At 41.2% G+C, this 19,978-nt stretch carries 7 protein-coding genes and 1 tRNA gene; 3 read left to right on the top strand and 5 right to left on the bottom strand.

The features are described 5' to 3' along the window. Positions 1-5: 5 nt before the first annotated feature. Positions 6-1,802 (bottom strand): phosphotransferase, encoded by a 1,797-nt coding sequence (locus HXT26_RS00980; RefSeq protein ID WP_422112022.1) that lies wholly within the window; start codon positions 1,800-1,802, stop codon positions 6-8. A 264-nt stretch (positions 1,803-2,066) separates the two neighbouring features. On the opposite strand from HXT26_RS00980, the gene HXT26_RS00975 reads away from it, so the two are divergent. Further along, positions 2,067-3,197, top strand: a complete 1,131-nt coding sequence (locus tag HXT26_RS00975) for a LicD family protein (protein ID WP_422112021.1) — start codon at positions 2,067-2,069, stop codon at positions 3,195-3,197. A gap of 268 nt (positions 3,198-3,465) precedes the next feature. Continuing rightward, positions 3,466-5,658, top strand: coding sequence for a hypothetical protein (locus tag HXT26_RS00970; RefSeq protein ID WP_407645753.1), 2,193 nt, complete (start codon positions 3,466-3,468; stop codon positions 5,656-5,658). Positions 5,659-5,984: 326 nt separating this feature from the next. On the opposite strand, the gene HXT26_RS00965 is transcribed toward HXT26_RS00970, so the two are convergent. From HXT26_RS00965 to HXT26_RS00950, 4 genes are all read right to left on the bottom strand, one after another. Continuing rightward, positions 5,985-7,997: a GH25 family lysozyme gene (locus HXT26_RS00965; RefSeq protein ID WP_422112020.1), complete on the bottom strand. Its 2,013-nt coding sequence runs from the start codon at positions 7,995-7,997 to the stop codon at positions 5,985-5,987. Positions 7,998-8,136: 139 nt separating this feature from the next. Further along, positions 8,137-8,210 (bottom strand) — tRNA-Gly (locus tag HXT26_RS00960). Positions 8,211-8,330: 120 nt separating this feature from the next. Continuing rightward, positions 8,331-8,813: a 4'-phosphopantetheinyl transferase superfamily protein gene (locus HXT26_RS00955; protein ID WP_174163604.1), complete on the bottom strand. Its 483-nt coding sequence runs from the start codon at positions 8,811-8,813 to the stop codon at positions 8,331-8,333. 235 nt (positions 8,814-9,048) lie between these two features. Beyond that, complete coding sequence (locus tag HXT26_RS00950; RefSeq protein ID WP_410297329.1) at positions 9,049-9,630, bottom strand: DUF4190 domain-containing protein; 582 nt, start codon at positions 9,628-9,630, stop codon at positions 9,049-9,051. 713 nt (positions 9,631-10,343) lie between these two features. On the opposite strand from HXT26_RS00950, the gene HXT26_RS00945 reads away from it, so the two are divergent. Then, entirely contained in the window at positions 10,344-19,724 is a 9,381-nt protein-coding gene (locus tag HXT26_RS00945) for a Rib/alpha-like domain-containing protein (RefSeq protein WP_422112019.1), read from the top strand. The last annotated feature ends 254 nt before the right edge of the window (positions 19,725-19,978 follow it).

Raw genomic sequence — 19,978 nt, 5'->3', positions numbered from 1 at the left:
TCGATTTATTTATTATTTTCATAAGCTTTTAAAGCTTCGTTAATATATCGTTTCGCATAGCTGTAATACGTGTACATGCAAGTTCCTATATTTTCGCCTTCTGCTTGTTTAACAAGTGACCACAAATGCCAGCACCATCCTGCAAATCCTATATAAGCCAATAAATGACGCTTTTCTTGCGTAGATGGAGTATGCGCTAAATAAATAGGCATTGCTTCGCTTATTTCGGTGTTATTGAATTCGTCTGAAACACATAAAGTACCAAAATCTTGAGCGTAATCAGACATTCCAGCATATTCCCAATCGATAAGATGATAGCGATTGTTTTGATCTATTAGAATATTTGCGCCTAGTATGTCATTATGGCAAAGGCAAGTATGCGAGCCGTCTTGAGTAATTACAAAGTTATGAAGCTCGTCAGCTAAAACACTTAGGTCGATGATTTTTGGCGGTATTTCTACATTTCTATCATTAAGTTCTTTCATATAGCGCTGAGATTCTGCGTAAAAATCAAAGTTGCGATGCACGCTTTCGTTACTTTCATGCAAAGAACGAACTAATTTCAAGCTTTCCTGTAATTGGTTAGGATCGTGCATATTTGCAATATGGCAATCTGGCAAAAATCGTGAAATCTTCCAACCTTCTTTAGCGTCTGCTGTAATAAAAGTGCCATCTAAACCAAGTTTTTGAGCCAATTGCAAAGCTTCAGCTTCAGCTTGTCTGTTAATAAGCACGTCTGTTCCAATGCCAGGATGCCTATAAACGTATTCGCTATTGTCAACCGAAAAATGGCAAGATAAATTAGTAAGACCTTTTTTAAGCGGATAAACGTTATGAATATCGGATTTTTTGCAGTTAAGTGTTTGAGTGATATGGTCAAAAATTGCGCTATCAATATTTTCTAGGAAAAGTGGATCAAATTCGCGTAGCTCATCAATAGAATCAAATTCGTGAATAATTGGCGTATCGTACTTGCGTATTTGCATGTCGAGTTCGTCAATGTGTTCAATAAAAATATCTTCCCAAAGTTTTCCTGCAGTTTGTGGCAAATCGTATTCTTCACGAAGAATTTGCACAAATCGTTTAGAAAATGCTTCGTCAAAATATACGTGACCAATCATGTACCAAGCGTTACTTCCGCCAATCGTGACTTTTGTAATGCGATCATGCGCTCCGCAAGTCATGCACCATTCTTTAGTGTATCCTTGCTGGAATTGCGCGGAATAATAAGCTTTCCAAACGTATTTTTCAAATGGATTTTCGTCGAAATAATTGTCCGATGAGCAAATATAAGTGTTCGATAACTGGTTTGCTACTGCCATAATCGAGCTGTTATTATTGCGCGTGCTGTACTCGCTATTGGGCACGATTTTTACGTTAAAAGCGTCTTCTAAGTAGAAAAATTGCTCTTGCTTGTAGCCAACAACAATTGTTATATCGTTAATCCCAGCTTCGTTAAGTTGCTTGATTTGGCGTTCAATAAGAACTTCTCCTCGAACTTTGATTAGTCCTTTAGGTATCTCGTATGAAATAGGAGAAAATCTTGAAGAAAAGCCTGCTGCCATAATAATAGCGTTGCGTACTTTATATGGTTCAAGAGATTTCATGCCTTCTTCAGTGATGCGCAATTCGTTTGTTATTTCAATAAGATTTTTATTTTCTGCGCTTTTTATTGCTGAATTAACAGTTCCGAGTGAAATTCCTGATTGCGAGGCTATGTCTCGCTGGCTTAATTGCGCACTTCTGTTTTTGTTATTTAATAGCGTTGTAAGAAGCTTAAATTCGTTGTGATTGATAGCCATGCGAGCCTCGCTTGTGTTGGTATTTTGTTCATTATACAACAAGTGTTCAAAAATAGCTATTAAATTTTTATTTTGAACAACGCGCAGCTAAAGCGACCGAAACTGCGCAAGCATGTAAAGTTTATGTCGCTTTTTAGCGAGAATCCGACCGAAACTGTGCAGCCACGTAAAGAATAGGTCGCTTGCAAGCAACAAAACGTATATAATGAGTAACCATATGACTTTTGCTAGTAAAAGTGAGAGAAAGCAACAGAAGGTGTAAGTATGGCGTCTGTATTTCGTAAACTAATGCACAAATTTATTGAGCATTGTCCTTCATCAAAACGTTCAATAAAAGATCTTAGAGCGCAAGTTAGCGATTTACAGAACAGCATAGATCGCATGCAACGCGTGTTAGACGAGCAATTGCCACGCATTATTGAAAACCAACGCAATATGCACGTTGACATACTTACGAATCGAGAGCACGCTTCTCTCTTAGCTTGGGCAAACTACCGTCATGACAATGAAAGCGATTTTGACGCTCGCAAGCGTTTTTACTATGGTCTTCCTCAGGCAACTGGTTCAGTACGACTTATTCAACGCGGTTGCGCTTCGCTTTTAAATGAATTTGCAACGTTTGCTAAAGAATATAATTTGCAATATTGGGCTGATTTTGGTACTTTGCTTGGCACTATTCGCCATCGCGGATTTATTCCTTGGGATGACGATACAGATTTAGGAATGATGCGAAGCGATGTAGATAGGCTTCTCGAATTGCTTAAAAAAGATGAAAAGTTGTCTAAACGCTATCGCGCAGTGCTTATATTTGACCCTTACGTTTTCTGCAGGCAGCTTAGATTGCGATACAAAAATTCTGAAGACCCCAGCTTCATTGATATTTTCTTCTACGATTACATGCCTAAATACGATGAGCATACTAAGAAAAGGTTTATTGAAATTCGTGAAGAATTAAAAAAAGATTTGAAATCTAAACCTTTCTATAATAAATGGCACGCAAACGGATACTTGGAAGATGGCGAAGAGTTTAGTGACGAAATAGAAAATACTTTCACCAAATATCAAAATATTGCAAAAAGTGAAAATATTATTGCAGATAACATTACTAGCAACGAGTGCAATATTATTTACGGGCTTGATAACGTCGATTCTGAATTAATATACACATCGCAATATGAGGATATGTTCCCGCTTAGGCAAGAAGAATTTGAAAAATTCGCAATTTTAGTACCTAATAAAGCAGAAAAAATTCTCTTCAATTATTATGGGAATATTTATCAGCTTCCTTCAGATATGGTTTCGCACTTGCAGCATATAAGCCGTGAGTTACTTAATAACAAACATACTATTGAAGCAATTGAGCAAGATATTGAAACTAACCCTTATATGCACTGATCATGCTTAAACTCTGGAATGTAACAAGTATACGCATTACATTCATTGTCATTGATCATAAAATACATAAAGCGGTAAGTATTCGCGCTACTTGCCATGCGTTTGCAATATACTTGCTTTAAAAGTAACAGATTTTAGAACCGATACGCACAATAATGTGGGGTAAATAGTGGCAGCAATAGCGACAAAAAGCGAAATGCATGAAAACAGCACAAACGAAAAAAGTACGCGCATAATGCAGAGTTTTCTACTAAAAATAATGCCATCTATGCAAAATACGCAAAACTTTTTAAAAACCCACGCATTATTGCGCAAAATATTACCCTTTATAACAATATTTGTAATTACTGGACTTGTTACTATTTTCTTCTTCAGTAATCTATATCTTTCCTATAGTTCTAAAAATTATGCAGAAAAACAACTTGCTCTAGTTAACGCATCAATACCAGACTCCAGCAGCTATAATGCGCAAACAGGCAAAAAAGAAACTAAAGATCAAGCTCATATAGTTGGAAATACAATAAATATTCCAACTTCTGGATCAGATGTAATATTAAGCGACATCAACTCCGCTACTAAAGCTATAAAAATTGAGTTAGAGCAAACAAAACCAGTAACACTAGTTACAGGAACTGTTGAGATCGAAGACTTCGGCATAGCTCCAAACGCGTACACTCTAGCAGACTCTTTCCAAATGTCTACAGGAAAACACAACACTAGAACACTTCGATTTGAAAGCCACGGAGACGCTTATAAAATTCGCTTACACTTCAACCAAACAGGAGCTCCTTTTACACTCAAAGCTGTAACAGTAAATCCGCCTTTTGCGCTGCACATAAACTTTGGAATGTGGGCAATACTTTTCGTTGCAAGCTCACTTATATTCTTGGTATACAAGAAAAAGTGGTATTTGCTTAACTACGACCGCCACAATCTTGCACAAAATATAGTTTTTTGGGCAGTATGCGCAATGCTTATGGGATTCTCGCTCTACCTGTGCTTTGTTGTATATCACGGCCACGGCATACGAGTGCCATTCCCGTCTGACCTATACGATCGCGTCAACGGAAATCCGTACACTGAGCAGCTTAAAGCTTGGAAATCAAACTCTTTGGCTCTGCTGCAGCAGCCACCTAAAGAATTAGTAGAATCCGCAAACCCGTTTAGTTGGGGCCAACGCATGGACTTGGGTTCTAAAGGAGTATCCATACCTTGGGATGTGGTATTCCACAACAATCATTACTACTGCTACTTTGGCATAGTACCATTCCTGCTCACTTACTTGCCTTTTAATCTGCTCTTCCCACATGCAGTTCCTTCCGCAATATTAGTTGTTACAATATTTGCGGTTGCGATTATTCCGTCTATGTTCGCGCTTCTTAGAGAAGTTGTTGAATTCTTTGCAATACGTGCCAATTACTGCCTGTTTTTGCTTTCTGCAGCAGCCTTCCCATTTGGATGCTTAATCTTCTACTTGCAATCTTCAGCATCCCTTTACTATATGCCTCTGCTTAGCGCAATACTGTTCGGGATCTTATTCGTATACGCTTCTCTTAAAGCTGTGCGACTTCACGCAACTCATCCGCGCGCTGGGTATGCTCTTTTTGCACTCGCTGGCATAAGTCTTGCTTTACAGTGTGGATCTAGGCCAAACGCGTGCATTCCTGTTGTTGCTTTTATAGCTCCGCTGTTTATTGCGCTATTATTTGACGCGAAACGAAGTATTGCAAATCGCGTTGCTGCGGCTTCAAGCTTCCTTGTTCCTGCAATCGTAGGTGTAGCTGGAATATTAGCTTATAACTACTTGCGTTTTAAGTCTTTCTTTAATTTTGGCAATGAAGAGCAACTTACTAATTTCGATTTGCGATTTAATAGTAAATCTTTTGACCCTACTAAGATTCGCGATATTTTCCTTAATTATTTCTTAAAACCTTTTAATATTTCGGAAAATTTCCCATATATCTCTATACCTTGGGCAAATAATCAAGGTTATGGAAATTCTTTCTACACGCATATGATTTTCGGTCTTATGATGATTCCGCTTTTCTGGTGGCTGTTTACATTAAGACGTAAGTTTATGCAAAAAATTGAGTATATTATGACAGTCGTTGGATTAGTAGCATCCTTCTTGCTGCTGTATCTTAACTACTGTTTAGGCGGCAATTTGTACCGCTACTATTGCGATTCGATTATTATATTCATTTTGATTGCAATAATGAGTATGCTTCACAGAGTTAAGCCTTATAGCAAAGATATTGATATTACTTGTGAAAAAGATTGTGCAATTGCTGAGCAATCGTCTTTGCGTTTGTATATTCCAGCTGTGCTTTGTGCAGCGGTAACTATTGTAATAGTTGGTTTATTAGTATTCAGTAATCATACTGAGCCGTCTGCAGATATACAAAACGTAAACCCTGATTTATTCCTTAAGTGGAGTGATTTATTTACGATTGGTCGCTGATTTGCGCGACGACCTGCCGTAGCGCTTAAAGCGTAGCGCGCGAAGGCGACTCGGAGCGTGAGCTTGCTCAAGTTGAAAGCACGGTGTGCTTTCAACGCAAGCTCAGCAGCAAGTACACGCAAAGTGTACGAGCGCTATAAGCGCAAACACAAATTTTCCAGCCTCGTCAAAACCGAAAAATTAAATCAGTTACAAAACTCATAGACGATACTAAAGAATATCGAAAATAAAACTCGCGCAACATGAAACAAAATGTAAAATAAACTATATAAAAAATGGCCAGCATGCTGTTGAGCACACCGGCCACTTTAGACTAGTAGACTTAATTACTTAGCTTGCAATGTAGCCTTCTGACAATCCTGACGCCAAATACCATTGCCGTCATAATGCTCATCTTCAACAGGAGCACCGAGCTTTTCGAAGCCGCCGCGAGCGTAGTAATCTTTACGAAGATTGAACATAAGAACAAACTTCTTATCCTTACCATGCGTCCAAACGTCACCATTTTGGCAACGCTGACGCCACCAGCCAGCACCCATGTTTTCCTCTTCGGCAACAGGAGCGCCAAGCCAAGCAGCACCACGATGCCCTTGGTAAGAGTCGCGTAACTCGAACTGAATCACGTACTTAATGTCTTTGCCGTGCGTCCAAACGTCACCGTTCTTGCATTGCTGACGCCACCAGCCAGCACCCATATTCTCCTCTTCGGCAACAGGAGCGCCAAGACGACCATAGCCACCATGCTTGTAGTAAGAGTCACGCAATTCATACTGAATCACGTACTTCTTATCTCGACCCTGCGTAAACACGTCGCCATGCTGGCAACGCTGACGCCACCAGCCGCCTCCCAAGTTTTCTTCGTCTGCAACAGGAGCACCAAGACGACCATAGCCACCATGCTTGTAGTAAGAGTCACGCAATTCATACTGAATTACATACTTCTTATCTCGACCCTGGGTAAACACGTCGCCATGCTGGCAACGCTGACGCCACCAGCCGCCTCCCAAGTTTTCTTCGTCTGCAACAGGAGCACCAAGACGAGTGAATCCGCCGTGCTTGTAGTAAGAGTCGCGCAATTCGTACTGAATCACGTACTTCTTATCTCGACCCTGGGTAAACACGTCGCCATGCTGGCAACGCTGACGCCACCAGCCGCCTCCCAAGTTTTCTTCGTCTGCAACAGGAGCACCAAGACGAGCGTAACCGCCGTGACCATAGTAGGAGTCGCGCAATTCGTACTGAAGAATAAAGCTTTTATCTCCGTTGGTCCAAAGATCGCGGCGATTTGCTTTCTTACTTACTTTCCAGCCGTCTCCAACTTCTTGCGAAGAATTTGTGCTGGTGTTAGTAATCGTGTTACCAAACTCAGAAACACCATTGATTTCGCTGCCATCAGCCATGCCAAATGCGTTCAAATCAACGCGACCATCAATTCCGTCAACGCTGCCGTCGGAAGTATACTGCCATCCGCGCAATGCTGTAGAAATAGGGAAGCCTACACGAGAACCGTAGCTAGCAACCCAGCTTGTACGCTCGTGAATATACTGAGAATTTAATGGTCCTCTCAAATAATTTGTATAAGAGTAAACGCCGAGCTTATGGTAGCCTGCAGAAACTAACTGATTCCACCAGGAAGCAACAATATCCTGGTAAACATATGGGGATGTTGGTGGTTTATGACCACTCCAGCTCCACTTTTCCAAATCGTAATAAACAGGATACGTTAAATCTTGAGGACTTACTCCAGCACCCTGTAAAAGATTTACAATGTCGGCGCCTTCAGCAGCACCATCTTCAGCTTTTTCAGCATAGGAATACATGTAAATGCCGAATGGAATACCAAGACGCTTGCATTCGCTAATATTGCGCAAAGCTTGCTTGTCATATCCATTATCCCAGCCATAGCTAATACGAATAATCGCACCATCTACTCCAGAAGCTTTTACAGCATCCCAATCAATTTCTTTTTGATGCTCAGAAACGTCAATAACCGCCTTAGCGTTATTAACGAACACATCATCATTTCCATCGATAAAAGCCGTAGTACCATCAGCATCGCTCCAATGCGCACCATACTCATTATCAATAAACGAGCTTTGATACACAGTGCCAGAATGTGATTGAATAATAGGCTTAACAACACTTTTGGTATGCACATTAGCACGCACATTTGCATGCACATTAGTATTCACATGTTCAATCGATGAAGATTTTTGCGGCGCAATGACATTCATAGTGAAAGCAGTAGCAGCCGACACTAATCCAGCTAATACACGTACGATAATCTGTCCCACGAGTCCTCCAGACATGTTTTTTACGTGTTTCTCCGCTACTACCATAGCAATAGCACCCTAATAACAAGCATAAATTCAATAGAAATGTGAAAATAATATGCAAAAATATGTGATTTTTACAAAAAAACTGAAATAAATAAACCATTAAAAAGAGAATTGCAAAACGTAAAGCAAAAATAAAAAATGGAGCGGACGACGGGAATCGGACCCGCGTAATCAGTTTGGAAGACTGAGACTCTACCATTGAGCTACGTCCGCAATTACGCACCATACTTGCACGAAATATTCACGCACAAATATCGACTCGTTCAAGTATACAGATGCTTGTGACATCGACACAAGTGCACAAAACATATTTTTCTTATATTGTATCTTTTCTTATAAGACTTCAAGCATTACAACAGCTGATGCGAAAGCTGAATTATCGTCTAATAATCCGTCATGGCTGAGCGAAATATGCCAACGAATATTAGCTACGTGCTCACTACTATCTACACACTCGCTGGACGCACTGAAAAGCGATTTTACAAGTTGCGAATGCACATCTGAGCTGAGAATAACGCGCGGGCAACCATGGGAATCGTTAAGAATCTCGATACTAGCCCACGGCATGTTATCCAGAGTATATGGATAAGGGTTATTTATTGTGCATAACGCCTCGGACCACGCTTTAACCACAGCTTCTTTGCCAGCCCAACGTGCTGCAATATGTAAAGCTTTCTCATCATTCTTCACTTGCGCACGAAGATCACATTGTCGAAGCTCTCGCACAGAAAACAGCGCACGCCAACCATTGCCATCCTGCATCTGCTGAGCAAACTGCGCAACGTTTACCAAGTCGTGCCCTATTCCTGCAATCATACACACCTACTTTTAGTACATATACATACTTTTAGAATGGCACATGTTTTACACGCACCTACTTTTACACGCACCTACTTTTATGCGCACCTACTTTTAAATTGCATACTATTATTACTATATAAGCATATTTCGTTAGGTAAAAAGTAAAGGCGGATGCACAACACCCGCCTTTACAAGTAAATTTTTAATTATTACTAAAGAACTTATTATTACAAAATTACTTTATGCGAATTTAATAATTATAAGAACGAGAATAGCTGCTCTGCAAATCATTCACACCGTTAACAAAGGCATCAATCTTGCTGACCACAGTAATTTGAATATAAGCAGCAATAATAATAGTTATAATTCCAAGAACCAATCCTGCAACAGCCATACCGTGACCACGCTTGGCACCTGGAACACCAGCCTTGGTGTTACGCATTGCAAGAACAGCAAAAATAACAGACAGAATACCCAAAACCCACCAAATAATAGTGAATACAGGTACCCAAGCAAATATGGTACCAATAATTCCAAGAACTAATGATGCAACAGCCAAGCCTGAAACAGGAGCCTGCTGAATATACATTGGTTGCTGACCATATGGCTGCTGAGGCTGCTGAGGCTGCTGAGGCTGCTGAGCATAAGGCTGCTGAGCGTAAGGCTGCTGTTGAGCAGGCTGAGCATACGGTTGCTGAGGTTGCTGAGCATAAGACTGCTGAGGCTGCTGAGCGTAAGGCTGCTGTTGGACTGGCTGAGTGTAAGTCTGTTGGACTGGCTGAGCTTGAGGAACCGGCTGAGCTTGCGGAACCTGCTGGTTATTTTCGTCCATTTTCCCTCCATCTGCAAAAGCAATACAAGTAATACAATTCCATGTAGCTCATAAAGCTTTCCAAATAATTTCGATTGTCAAACGATAAGACAAACAATGCGATTATACAACACATGTAAGCCATGCAACACATACAACATTAATTAATTAATTAAGCGTCAACACATAACATATTTTGACATTTTTATGCTCTACGCAAAAATACTATATAAAATCTTGTATAAAATATATTTAAATCAACAATCACTTACGTGATTCTTTACTGCAGTAGCAAACGCCGAAAAAATCACCGGCAAATGTTTTCCAAAACTACAAAAACGACAGCAAACGCCAGAAAATTACGCACGCTACGACCTGCTTAAGCATGTGCGTGAGAAACGCTACAAGTGCGATTAATTCATATGCGAATAAATTACTATAAAACGATAAAATTTTAGATAATTTTAAATAATCCGTCGTTATGACAATATTTTATACATAGAGCACCCCCCCCCGGCAGAAAATTTTAAAGTTGTTATATATCTAACAATAAAAAAATTATATAAACTTTAATAAAATACTGTATAATATTATGAATTATGTGTATGCGCATAAATATTTATGCCAGTATTCGTTATGAAAAAATAACGAATAAGTATAGAAAAAATGGACATAAGTTTAGAATAAAACGCACTCATAGAAGTAAAAGTTAAAACCAAAACAAGGGGAATACTATGGCAAATAACACTCGCAAAAAGCTCTCTAGCAAAAAAGCTACGAGCGCATTTGCAAACACATGCGCATATTACGCAGCAAAAACGAACGCAACTTCCGCGTCTGCTACCATGCGCAAGGTGTCATTGAGCACACTTGCCACAGTTCTTACTGCCGCCACTTGCTTAGGCGGTCAGCCAATCCTCGCATCCTCTAATATTCTTCTTCCTCCAACTACGGCAGCTTTTGCGCAAGAAGTGCGTAGCGCAGACACTACTACTCCTTGGTTGCACACGCCAAATATTCTTGAGTTCCAGAGGTATCGCTTTGCTAACAGCAATGGAAACACTGGTTCAACAGCCGATTTAGGCGAATACGATAACACCACTAAGAAATCGGATATGTACGCACATCTTGAAAAGAACGGAAGCGACCAATACCTAGTCTTCGATGTGTTCTTTAACAACGATGGTAAATCTATGGTCACCCATTCTACACAACACCAATATATGTGGCAGATTCCTTATGCAATTGCAGATTTAAAAGGTGACGGTTCTTACAAAGGTGACACATTAAGCGATGTTTCCTTTGATTTCTATAAACGCAATCAAACTAATCCACAGATGACAAACGCTGTTCTTTCACGCGACATCAGATTGTTCGAAAAAGATAATAATAAATCATTTGTCACTGGTTTCTTAGGAAAGGATAATGATCACAATGGTTCTATCTATTTGTATACCTTAGGTATACGTATGGGAGCCAGCAACAGACAAGATTTGAAGGCTACTTTCCACAACAATGCAGGCGACGGCGTCATTAGCAATGCTACAACACTGAAAGGTGTTTACAGTAAGTACAGTTATGGCATTGGTTTAAGAACCACAAACGTCAACTACGCAGTACACATGCATTGCAAAGTAAAATTACGTCAAGGAGTCACTCTTGACGACATTCAAGATGCTTATACATTAGCAAATACAAGTAGTTATGGAACTACTACTAACTCCGCATATACATTTATTTCTGGTCGCGAGCGCTGGAGTGAACCAAATCTTAAGCGCACAAAAAGCGATAAAATCCCTCCAAAGCTGTATTTTAATGGCAAAGAGATTAGCGATTCAAACAACAGCATAACCGTATATCAGGGAGATATTCCTACAATCACTTTCGGCACATCAGATGACAGCGGAAAGGTTAATAGCTTCTCAGTTAACGGTCTTCCTAACGGTAAGGGCGATGTCACTGAAAACAGTAATGGCATGGAAGCAACTGAAGCTAAGCATCACAACCATGTTGTTAATAGAGTTAAGTTTGAATATAAGAACGGCAACACGCCAGCAAATACTGACTACACGGTTACTGTCTCTGCAACCGACGCTTCTGGAAACAAAGTAGAAAAGAAAGTTACAGTACATCTTAAGAACCTGAACCAGAAGTATCCTTCGCCAACCGCTACCCCAATTACTGTTGATTGGGGGCATACGCTTACCGAAGATGATTTAAAACCTCACGTTACTGGCATTAAGGGCGGCGGTAAGCTTGTTTTTAACGACTTCCCACAAACCAACATTCCAAAAGAATACTTTAATGGAAAAGATACTCTCCAAAACAATGCATCTGCAAAAGTTGTATACTCTGATAATTCGTATCATGTTGTTACAATTCCTGTAAACATTAGGAAACCACTCGCTTTGCAACATAAGAGCGAGCTGAAAGATCACGAAGTTAAAGTAAATGTTGGCGACACTCTTACTAAAACAGGAAACAAGGTTGACGCTAAGAAATATCTTGGCTTAACAGATAACGAAGTTAAAAATAAGAAAATCAAGAGCGCAGAGTGGGTTAATGGCGAACCTTCCACAGATGTTGCCGGAAAGAGAACTTACACTGCTAAAGTCACGTTTAATGACGACAGTACTGCGGAAGAAAAGGTTACTTTTACAGTTAAGCCTAAGAAACCTACAATTGAGACTGATTTGACTGGTGTTGCAGGCGTAAAGGGCAAGGAAGTTGTAGTTGATGCTGGTCCTGGCACAGCTGGAAGCACTGTAACGCTTAAAGATAGCAAGGGCAATCAAATTGGAACTGGAAAAGTTGGCAACGATGGCAAAGTTACGATTACAGTTGCTAACGGCATTCCTGAAGGAAATGTTACTGCAGTAACTACTACTGCAGATTCCGTAAGCTCTGAAGAAAGCGACGCTAAAAACGCTAGTAAAGACAATACTGCTCCAACACTTACTGGTCCTAATAGCGTTACAGTAAAAGTTGGCGAAGATCTTAAGATTAATCTTATTGCAAAAGATGATGTAAAGATTGAGTCTATTGACACAGCAACAGCAACTACAGCATTTTCTGGAACTGATTTCAATAAAATTATTGCTAACATGTCTCGTGCAAAAACTGCCTACACGAAGAATACTAATACAGAAAAAGAGTTTACGTACAGCTTCTCCGGCTTTAAGCCTGAAGAAGTTGGCACTTATACTCTTACGTTCTCCGCAACTGATGCTGCTGGTAACAAAGTAGAAAAAACTGTGGCTGTAAAAGTGGAGAAAAAAGAAGACATTAAGTCAAAGAATATTACTGTTGACTTAGGTCACCAGCTAGACGACAAAGATGCAAAGAAAGCTATTGCCAATAGTCGCAAGCTTCCAAAAGGGACTACGTTTGCTTGGGCAAAGAATGGCAAACCGGACACTTCCACTGTTGGCAAAGAAAAGTCTGGAACAGTTATTGTAACTATTCCTACTAACGACCCAAAGAATCCGCGCGTTGAAACTGTTGACGTTAAAGTAACTGTTAAGGATAGCGAAAGTCCTAAAGTTGCGATTCAGCAAAAGGGCAAAGGTGGCACATATAACACCATTAACGGCACATACCCTGATGGGCCAAAACACGCACAAGTATTCACTATCACTACGTACCGCGGCGATAAGAACGATATTAAGATTACTTCAACAGACAACAGCGGCAACGTTACAACTTTGACGTTGAAGCCATCTGTTCCAGGCGAAACAACTGGCACAACTACCGGAGATGGCACAACTGCAAAACCTAAGACTTTGACTCTTAACAATATAACGCCAATTAACACTAAGCCTGACACGTATACGCGTACCTTAATGGCGGTGGATCCTTCGGGCAATACTACTGAAGTTACGGTGAAGTTTATTGTTAAAACACAGTCCGAGAAATATGGTGACGTTAAAAACAATCCTGTAACGTACAACATGAGCGACGGCACAAAGCATCCGGATCCTAAGAGCGGAGTCGATCCAAAGTCACTAGAAAAACTACCTAGCGACGCTACCTACTCTTGGATTAAGGAGCCTGATTGGAATAAGCCTGGCGAACAAACAGAAGCTAAAGTTCGCATAACTTTTGCAGACGGCTCAACTAAAGACGTTACTACAACTGTTACCGTTAAGGACAATATTGCGCCTGTTATTAACACACCTAGCACCAATAAGGCAAAGAGAGCAGATACCGATAAAACACCTGAATACTACCAGTTCAAGGTGCATAAGGGCAAGCAGTTCAGCATTGATATCAACGCTTATGACAACAGCGGAAAGATTAAGAGTGCGGAATTTGGTTCGGCTTTGCCTAAGGAAATAACTGGCAGCAAGATTAGTATCACTGATAAAGATAAGAATTCTGCGGAAAAGCCTGCAAAAATTACTATTACAGGTACTGCTAATCGCGCTAATAATACGAATCCTGATGCAAACAAGTGGTCTCGTGATCTTGTTGTTAAAGACGAAGCTGGCAATACGTCCAAGATAAAGGTTCAGATTTCCGTATACACGGATGCTGAAGAGCACAATGCCACTGCCAAGCAAGTCGATAATCCTAAGGATAACAACGCAATTACCAACGCGATTACCATAACAAAATATGACAATCCAAATACGCCAATCAAAAAAGACGGCATAACATTTGATGTTGGCAATATTCCTACTAAGAATGGAAATTACACTATTCCTGTAACAATTCATTACCCAGATAAGTCAACAGAAAAAGTGGAAGTTCCTGTAAAAATTCAGAAAGATTCAAACGATTTTGAGCCTGAAGGCAAAACAATTGAAGTGTCTTGGCACTCTAGTGCGGAAGAATTGAAGAAAAAGGTTACATCCTTTGGTGACAACAACGGTCTTAAGTGGAAAAGTACAACAAAACCCGACGATAAAAATAAGCCAACGGTAACTATCGTAAACAACAGTTCCGTTCCAAGCACCGATAAACCTGGCGAGAGCCAAGTACAAGTTAAGGTTACGTATTCGGATGGATCTAGTGACGTTGCAACAGTAACTGTTAAGGTGCTGAATCCACAAAGCGAAACTTATACGCCAGAAGGTCAAACAATTAACATTGACTACAATAAGACGCCGAATACAGGTATATTCAGCAAGATTACTGGTATTGGCACTGGTAAGGGTATTAAATTAAAGAAGAACGGCGAAACAACCGACCTTACAAGGCTTCCAGAAGGTGCAAGTATTGCTATTGACGACAAGGCTAAGACTGTTCCAGATGGCACTCAGTCTGGCACGTTTGATATTCCTGTAACAATTACGTATAAAGATGGTTCTAAGGATCATGCAACGGTAAAGGTTACTGTAGGAAAGCCTCAGAGCGAAACTCACACGCCAAAGGTTGACAGCGGAATCACTAAAAAGTATGGAGAAAGTGGTCCTTCTGACACTGACATCATTGCTAAAGTCACTGTTCCAAACCAACCAACTGGTACAACAATTACAGTTGATAAAGGTCAAACACCTATCAACACTAAGACTCCTGGAACCGTAAACATTAAGGTTACTGTTAAGTATCCTGACGGTTCTGAGGATCATGTGGAAGTTCCTGTAACAGTTGAACAACCAGATAACGTGACTCATAAGGCTTCTGCAACTCCTATAGAGTTGAAGCGCAATAAAGACAATACAAATAAGCCAAGTGAAGATGAAATCAAGAACCACGTCAGTACTGGTGTCGATAAAACTAAGAAGCAGCCAACTATTACTGTAGCTAAGGATAAGATTCCAAACACAGACAAGACTGGTACAACTAATGTTCCTGTAACTATTAAGTATGAAGACGGCACTACCACAACCGTACAGGTTCCTGTTATTGTAACAAATACAAACGCAGACGAATATACTCCGAACGTTGACCCTGTGGAAGAGCCGTATGGCAGTAACGAAGAGACAATTAAGAAAGCGATTACTAATGCAGTAAACGTTACAGATTGGCCAGAAAAATCCGATAATAAGCCAAAATATGAAATTGTTACAGGCGAGACAATCCCAAGCGGCACAAAGCCTGGCACTTATCACGTTAAGGTTAAGGTCACGTACCCAGATAAAACAACTGATGAAGTTACTGTTGATGTGACTATTAAGAATAAGCAGTCGGATACTTTCGAGCCAACAGCAAAGCCTGTTGTTAAGCCGTTTGGCAAGCAGGTTACATCTGATGATGTAACTAAGAATGTAACTGTTCCTCATTGGCCAGAAGCAGACAAGGATAAGTTAACGATTGAGTTGAACGATTCTAACAAAAAGCTTCCAGATGGTAAGACTCCTGGAAACTACCCTGTTGAAGTTAAAGTCACATACCCAGATGGCACGACTGACACTGTTGATGTTCCAGTAACTATTAGCAATAAGCAGTCTGAGCTTTACCCACCTAAGGCAGATAATCTTGAAAAAGAGAATGGTCAAAAGCCTTCGGATAAAGAAATTATCGACAAAGTAAGCGTTCCTACTTGGCCAGCAGGCGAAAAAAATAAGCTAACTTACTCTATTGCTGATGGCGATAAGGATAAGATTCCTACTGGAGATAAGGCTGGCAAGTTTGAGGTGCCTGTAACAGTTACGTATCCGGATGGATCAACAACCGTGATCAACGTACCTGTAACTATTAAGGCTCCGACTCCAAAACCGCAAGTTGTGACTGTGCCAAAGGGCGTGGAACCTAAGCCAGAAGACATGATTTCCAATAAGGATAAGTTCCCTGATGGAACCACCTTCGAGTGGAATAAAGACAGCAAGCCAGACACCAAGACAGCTGGAAACAAGCAAGGCACTGTTGTTGTAACAGTTCCAGATCGGCCTTCTCAAGAAGTGCCAGTGACTGTAAACGTTGTTGATCCAAGTGCATCTGAAGTCAACGTGCTACAAAAAGGCAAGTTGCCAGAAGCTAAAGATGTTATTAAGGATTCTAGCAATAATAGTAAATTCCCTGATGGCACTCAGTTCAAGTGGAGTAAGGAAGATACACCGGACACTAACAATACTGGCAAAAAGAACAGCAAGATTATTGTTACCCTCCCAGGTCAATCCCCTGTAGAGGTGCCTGTAACGGTTAATGTTTTGCCAACGCCAGAAGCGAATATTGTGAACATTCCACAAAATGGAACAGATTTCCCAATCGCAAGTGATGTTATTAAGGATTCTACCGATAAGAATAAGTTCCCTAAGGGCACTAAGTTCGAGTGGAAAACTAAGCCAGATACTAAACAGTCTGGCAACAACAAGAAAGGCACAATAACCGTCACTGTTCCAGGTGTAAATGGAAAGCCTGGAACTTCTGCTGATGTAGAAGTTACTGTGAACGTAACTCCTGAGCCTAAGGCAAAGGACACCTCCGTTATTCAGAACAGCGATCCTGATCCTAAGAACAGCATTGAGAACAAGGATAAGTTCCCAGACGGAACTACCTTTACTTGGGGTACAGGCAAAGACGGAAAGTCTGGCAAGCCAGACACATCTACAACTGGCGAAAAAACAGTAAACGTTGTGGTAACTGTTCCAGGACAAAAGCCTAAAGAAGTGACTGTAAAAATTACTGTTACAGCATCTCCTGAAGGAAAAGACGTAACCGTGCTGCAAAAGACTGACGGCAAGGATACCACTCCTCAGCCAAAGGATGTTATTAATAATCTACCTAAGGATGCTAATATTTCTTGGAAGAAGAAGCCTGATACGTCAAAGACTGGCAACCAGCCAGGAATTGTGACTGTTAAGGTGGATGGCGAGCCAGATGTTGACATTCCAGTCAACGTGCTCGTTGTGCCAAATCCAAAAGGCAAGACGGTAAACGTGCAAAAAGACTCCGCTTTGCCGGATCCAAAAGACATGATTGCCAATAATGGTGACTTCCCTGAGAAAACCACATTTACTTGGGCAACTAACGGTAAGCCATCAACGTCTAGTACTGGTGAGCAAACTGGAACTGTTGTTGTAAATATTCCGGATATTACAACTCCTGTGAATGTAACAGTAAAAGTAAACGTTGTGGATAAAGACAAGCCATTTATCAACGATGACAAAGCCGAGAACACACCAGATAAGCCTGATAAGACCACTATTACTGGTAAAACTCAGCCAGGAAACACAGTAACTGTCAAAGACAATGACGGTAATACTGTTGGTACTGGAGATGCCAACAAAGACGGAAACTTCACTATCGAAATCGATAAGAAGGATCCTGGTACAAAACTCGAGCTTGTTCCAAGCAAGGGTAATAACGAAGGCACTCCAGTAGAAGTAAAAGTTACTGCTAAGCCACAAAAGCCAAAGATTACGGTACCAACCGACGATCACAAGAACGGCGGAAACGTAACTGTAACACCGCCACACGGCGATGAAAACGTTGTCAAGATTGTGATTAACGACAAGCCAAATCCGCTTAACGGTCCAGAAAAGCCAGAACAGACAATTATTGTCAAGAAGGGTGATGACGGCACGTGGAAGATTGACGGAGACACTCCAGAAGGTGTAACTGTTGATCCGCAAACTGGCGTTGTTACGATTCCGGCAAAAGACTTGGAAGACGGTAGCACTATTACTGCAGTAGCTAAGAACAAGACGGATAAACCATCTGATCCTGCTACTGCTGTAACCGGCTTTAAGACTCCGCAGATTACCAAGCAAACGCTAAAAGACAATCCATATGATTCTACTAAACAAATCATCACTGGAAAGACGCTTCCAGGCGCGAAGGTAATTGTTACCGACGAAAAGGGCAAGGAAATAGGAAGTGGCGTTGCAGATAAAGATGGCAACTTCACTATTACTATCCCGAAGCAAAAGCCTGGTGCTATCGTCACCCTCACGCCAACCAACGGTAAGGGTGATGATGCAAAGACGGGCGATAGTGTAAATATTACTATCGGCGGAAATATTACTAAGCCAAAGATTGACACTCCAACCAATGGTGGCGCTAGCGTAACGCCGGATCTCACGGATACTCGTGTCAACAAGGTTGTAATTACCTACACGCCAGAAGGCAGTGAAACAACCGCAACGATTACCGTTGTTGCTGAAGGCGATAAGCATGAGTGGAAGATTGACGGCTCTGCACCTAACGGCGTGACTGTTGATCCGCAAACTGGCGTTGTTACGATTCCAGCAAACAAGATTAAGCACGGTAGCACTATTACTGCGCAATCAGAAGACAGTAGCGATAAGACTGGCAAGAGCAAGTCAGAAGTGGTAACTGCTAAAGTTGGCGAAAAGGAGAAGCCTGCACCAACTCCAACGCCTATCCCAACAGACAGGCCACTTGTGGTAACACCACAAGATGGTGCCGAGCAGGGCTCTGCAACTGTTACACCACCATCTGACGCTGATTCTATGGAGATTACATACACTCCTGAAGGAACTGGAGCGGCTGGTGAAATACCTGGAATCTCTATTCCTGGTTCCCCGTTGGTTCCAACACCAACACCAACACCTACCCCAACACCTACCCCAACTCCAGCGCCTGATACCACTCCTTCTACACTCGTAACAATCAGAGTGAAGAAAGGAACGGACGGCAAGTGGACGTTTGACGGAAAAGCTCCAGAAGGCGTAACAGTTGATCCAACTACTGGTAAAGTAACGATTCCAGCGAATAAGATAAAAGACAATACCCAAATCACTGCGAAATCGAAGAAGGGTGAAACTACTTCTCCAGAAGTAACAGGCATAGCTGGAGCGAACCCAACAGGAAACCCAACGCCGTCTCCTTTGCCGTCTCCTTCACCGCTTCCTGATAAGCTTCCTGACGTTCTTCCTGAGCAACTTCCAGAAGAACCTACTGAGCAAAATCAAAGCGACAAGAAGGAACAAGAGCAAGATTCTAAGGACAATAAGCAGCAAACCCAAACTGCTAAAACTCAAGAATCTAATGAGAATAAGTCTGATTCAGACTCTGTAAAGCAAAATGCAAGCAACGCGAAGAACGTAGCAAATAACGCTCCGGCACGGCACTCATCCGGTAAGGTTACTACTTCAAATCTGAGTAACACTGGAGCCGCTATTGCTGCTGCAGGAGCTGTTGCAGCATTTGCAGTAGCAATAGGTGGAGCGATTGCTGTTATTGCTCGCAAAAGGAAGCGCAAGTAAGGCGTACATGCTGGGAAATAGTCAGCATAAACCACAAAACTAAATAAACTAAATAACTAAATAACTAAATAACTAAATAACTAAATGCTCTGTGGAAGAGAAAATTCGCAAATTGCGATAACTACTCAACCACAGAGCATTTTAATATACAGGTTTTTGCCCACTATTTCGCGTTGACATACTGTAGTGCTCAAAGCGCAGCGAGCGAAGTGCACAACGGTGTAAAGTTTCTGCCGGATTTCGCCTAAAAAACG

The organism is Gardnerella sp. DNF00497B, assembly GCF_049262725.1.
Taxonomy (GTDB): Bacteria; Actinomycetota; Actinomycetes; order Actinomycetales; family Bifidobacteriaceae; genus Bifidobacterium; species Bifidobacterium leopoldii.
The sequence above is the reverse complement of the archived record's forward strand: the minus strand, read 5'-3'. Positions and strand labels throughout refer to the sequence as shown.

What these genes read in the sequence shown, in the direction of transcription:
- HXT26_RS00970 (WP_407645753.1), top strand. Translation starts at nt 3,466, where the DNA reads ATGCAAAATACGCAAAACTTTTTAAAAACCCACGCATTATTGCGCAAA.
- HXT26_RS00955 (WP_174163604.1), bottom strand. Translation starts at nt 8,813, where the DNA reads ATGATTGCAGGAATAGGGCACGACTTGGTAAACGTTGCGCAGTTTGCT.
- HXT26_RS00975 (WP_422112021.1), top strand. Translation starts at nt 2,067, where the DNA reads ATGGCGTCTGTATTTCGTAAACTAATGCACAAATTTATTGAGCATTGT.
- HXT26_RS00980 (WP_422112022.1), bottom strand. Translation starts at nt 1,802, where the DNA reads ATGGCTATCAATCACAACGAATTTAAGCTTCTTACAACGCTATTAAAT.
- HXT26_RS00965 (WP_422112020.1), bottom strand. Translation starts at nt 7,997, where the DNA reads ATGGTAGTAGCGGAGAAACACGTAAAAAACATGTCTGGAGGACTCGTG.
- HXT26_RS00945 (WP_422112019.1), top strand. Translation starts at nt 10,344, where the DNA reads ATGGCAAATAACACTCGCAAAAAGCTCTCTAGCAAAAAAGCTACGAGC.
- HXT26_RS00950 (WP_410297329.1), bottom strand. Translation starts at nt 9,630, where the DNA reads ATGGACGAAAATAACCAGCAGGTTCCGCAAGCTCAGCCGGTTCCTCAA.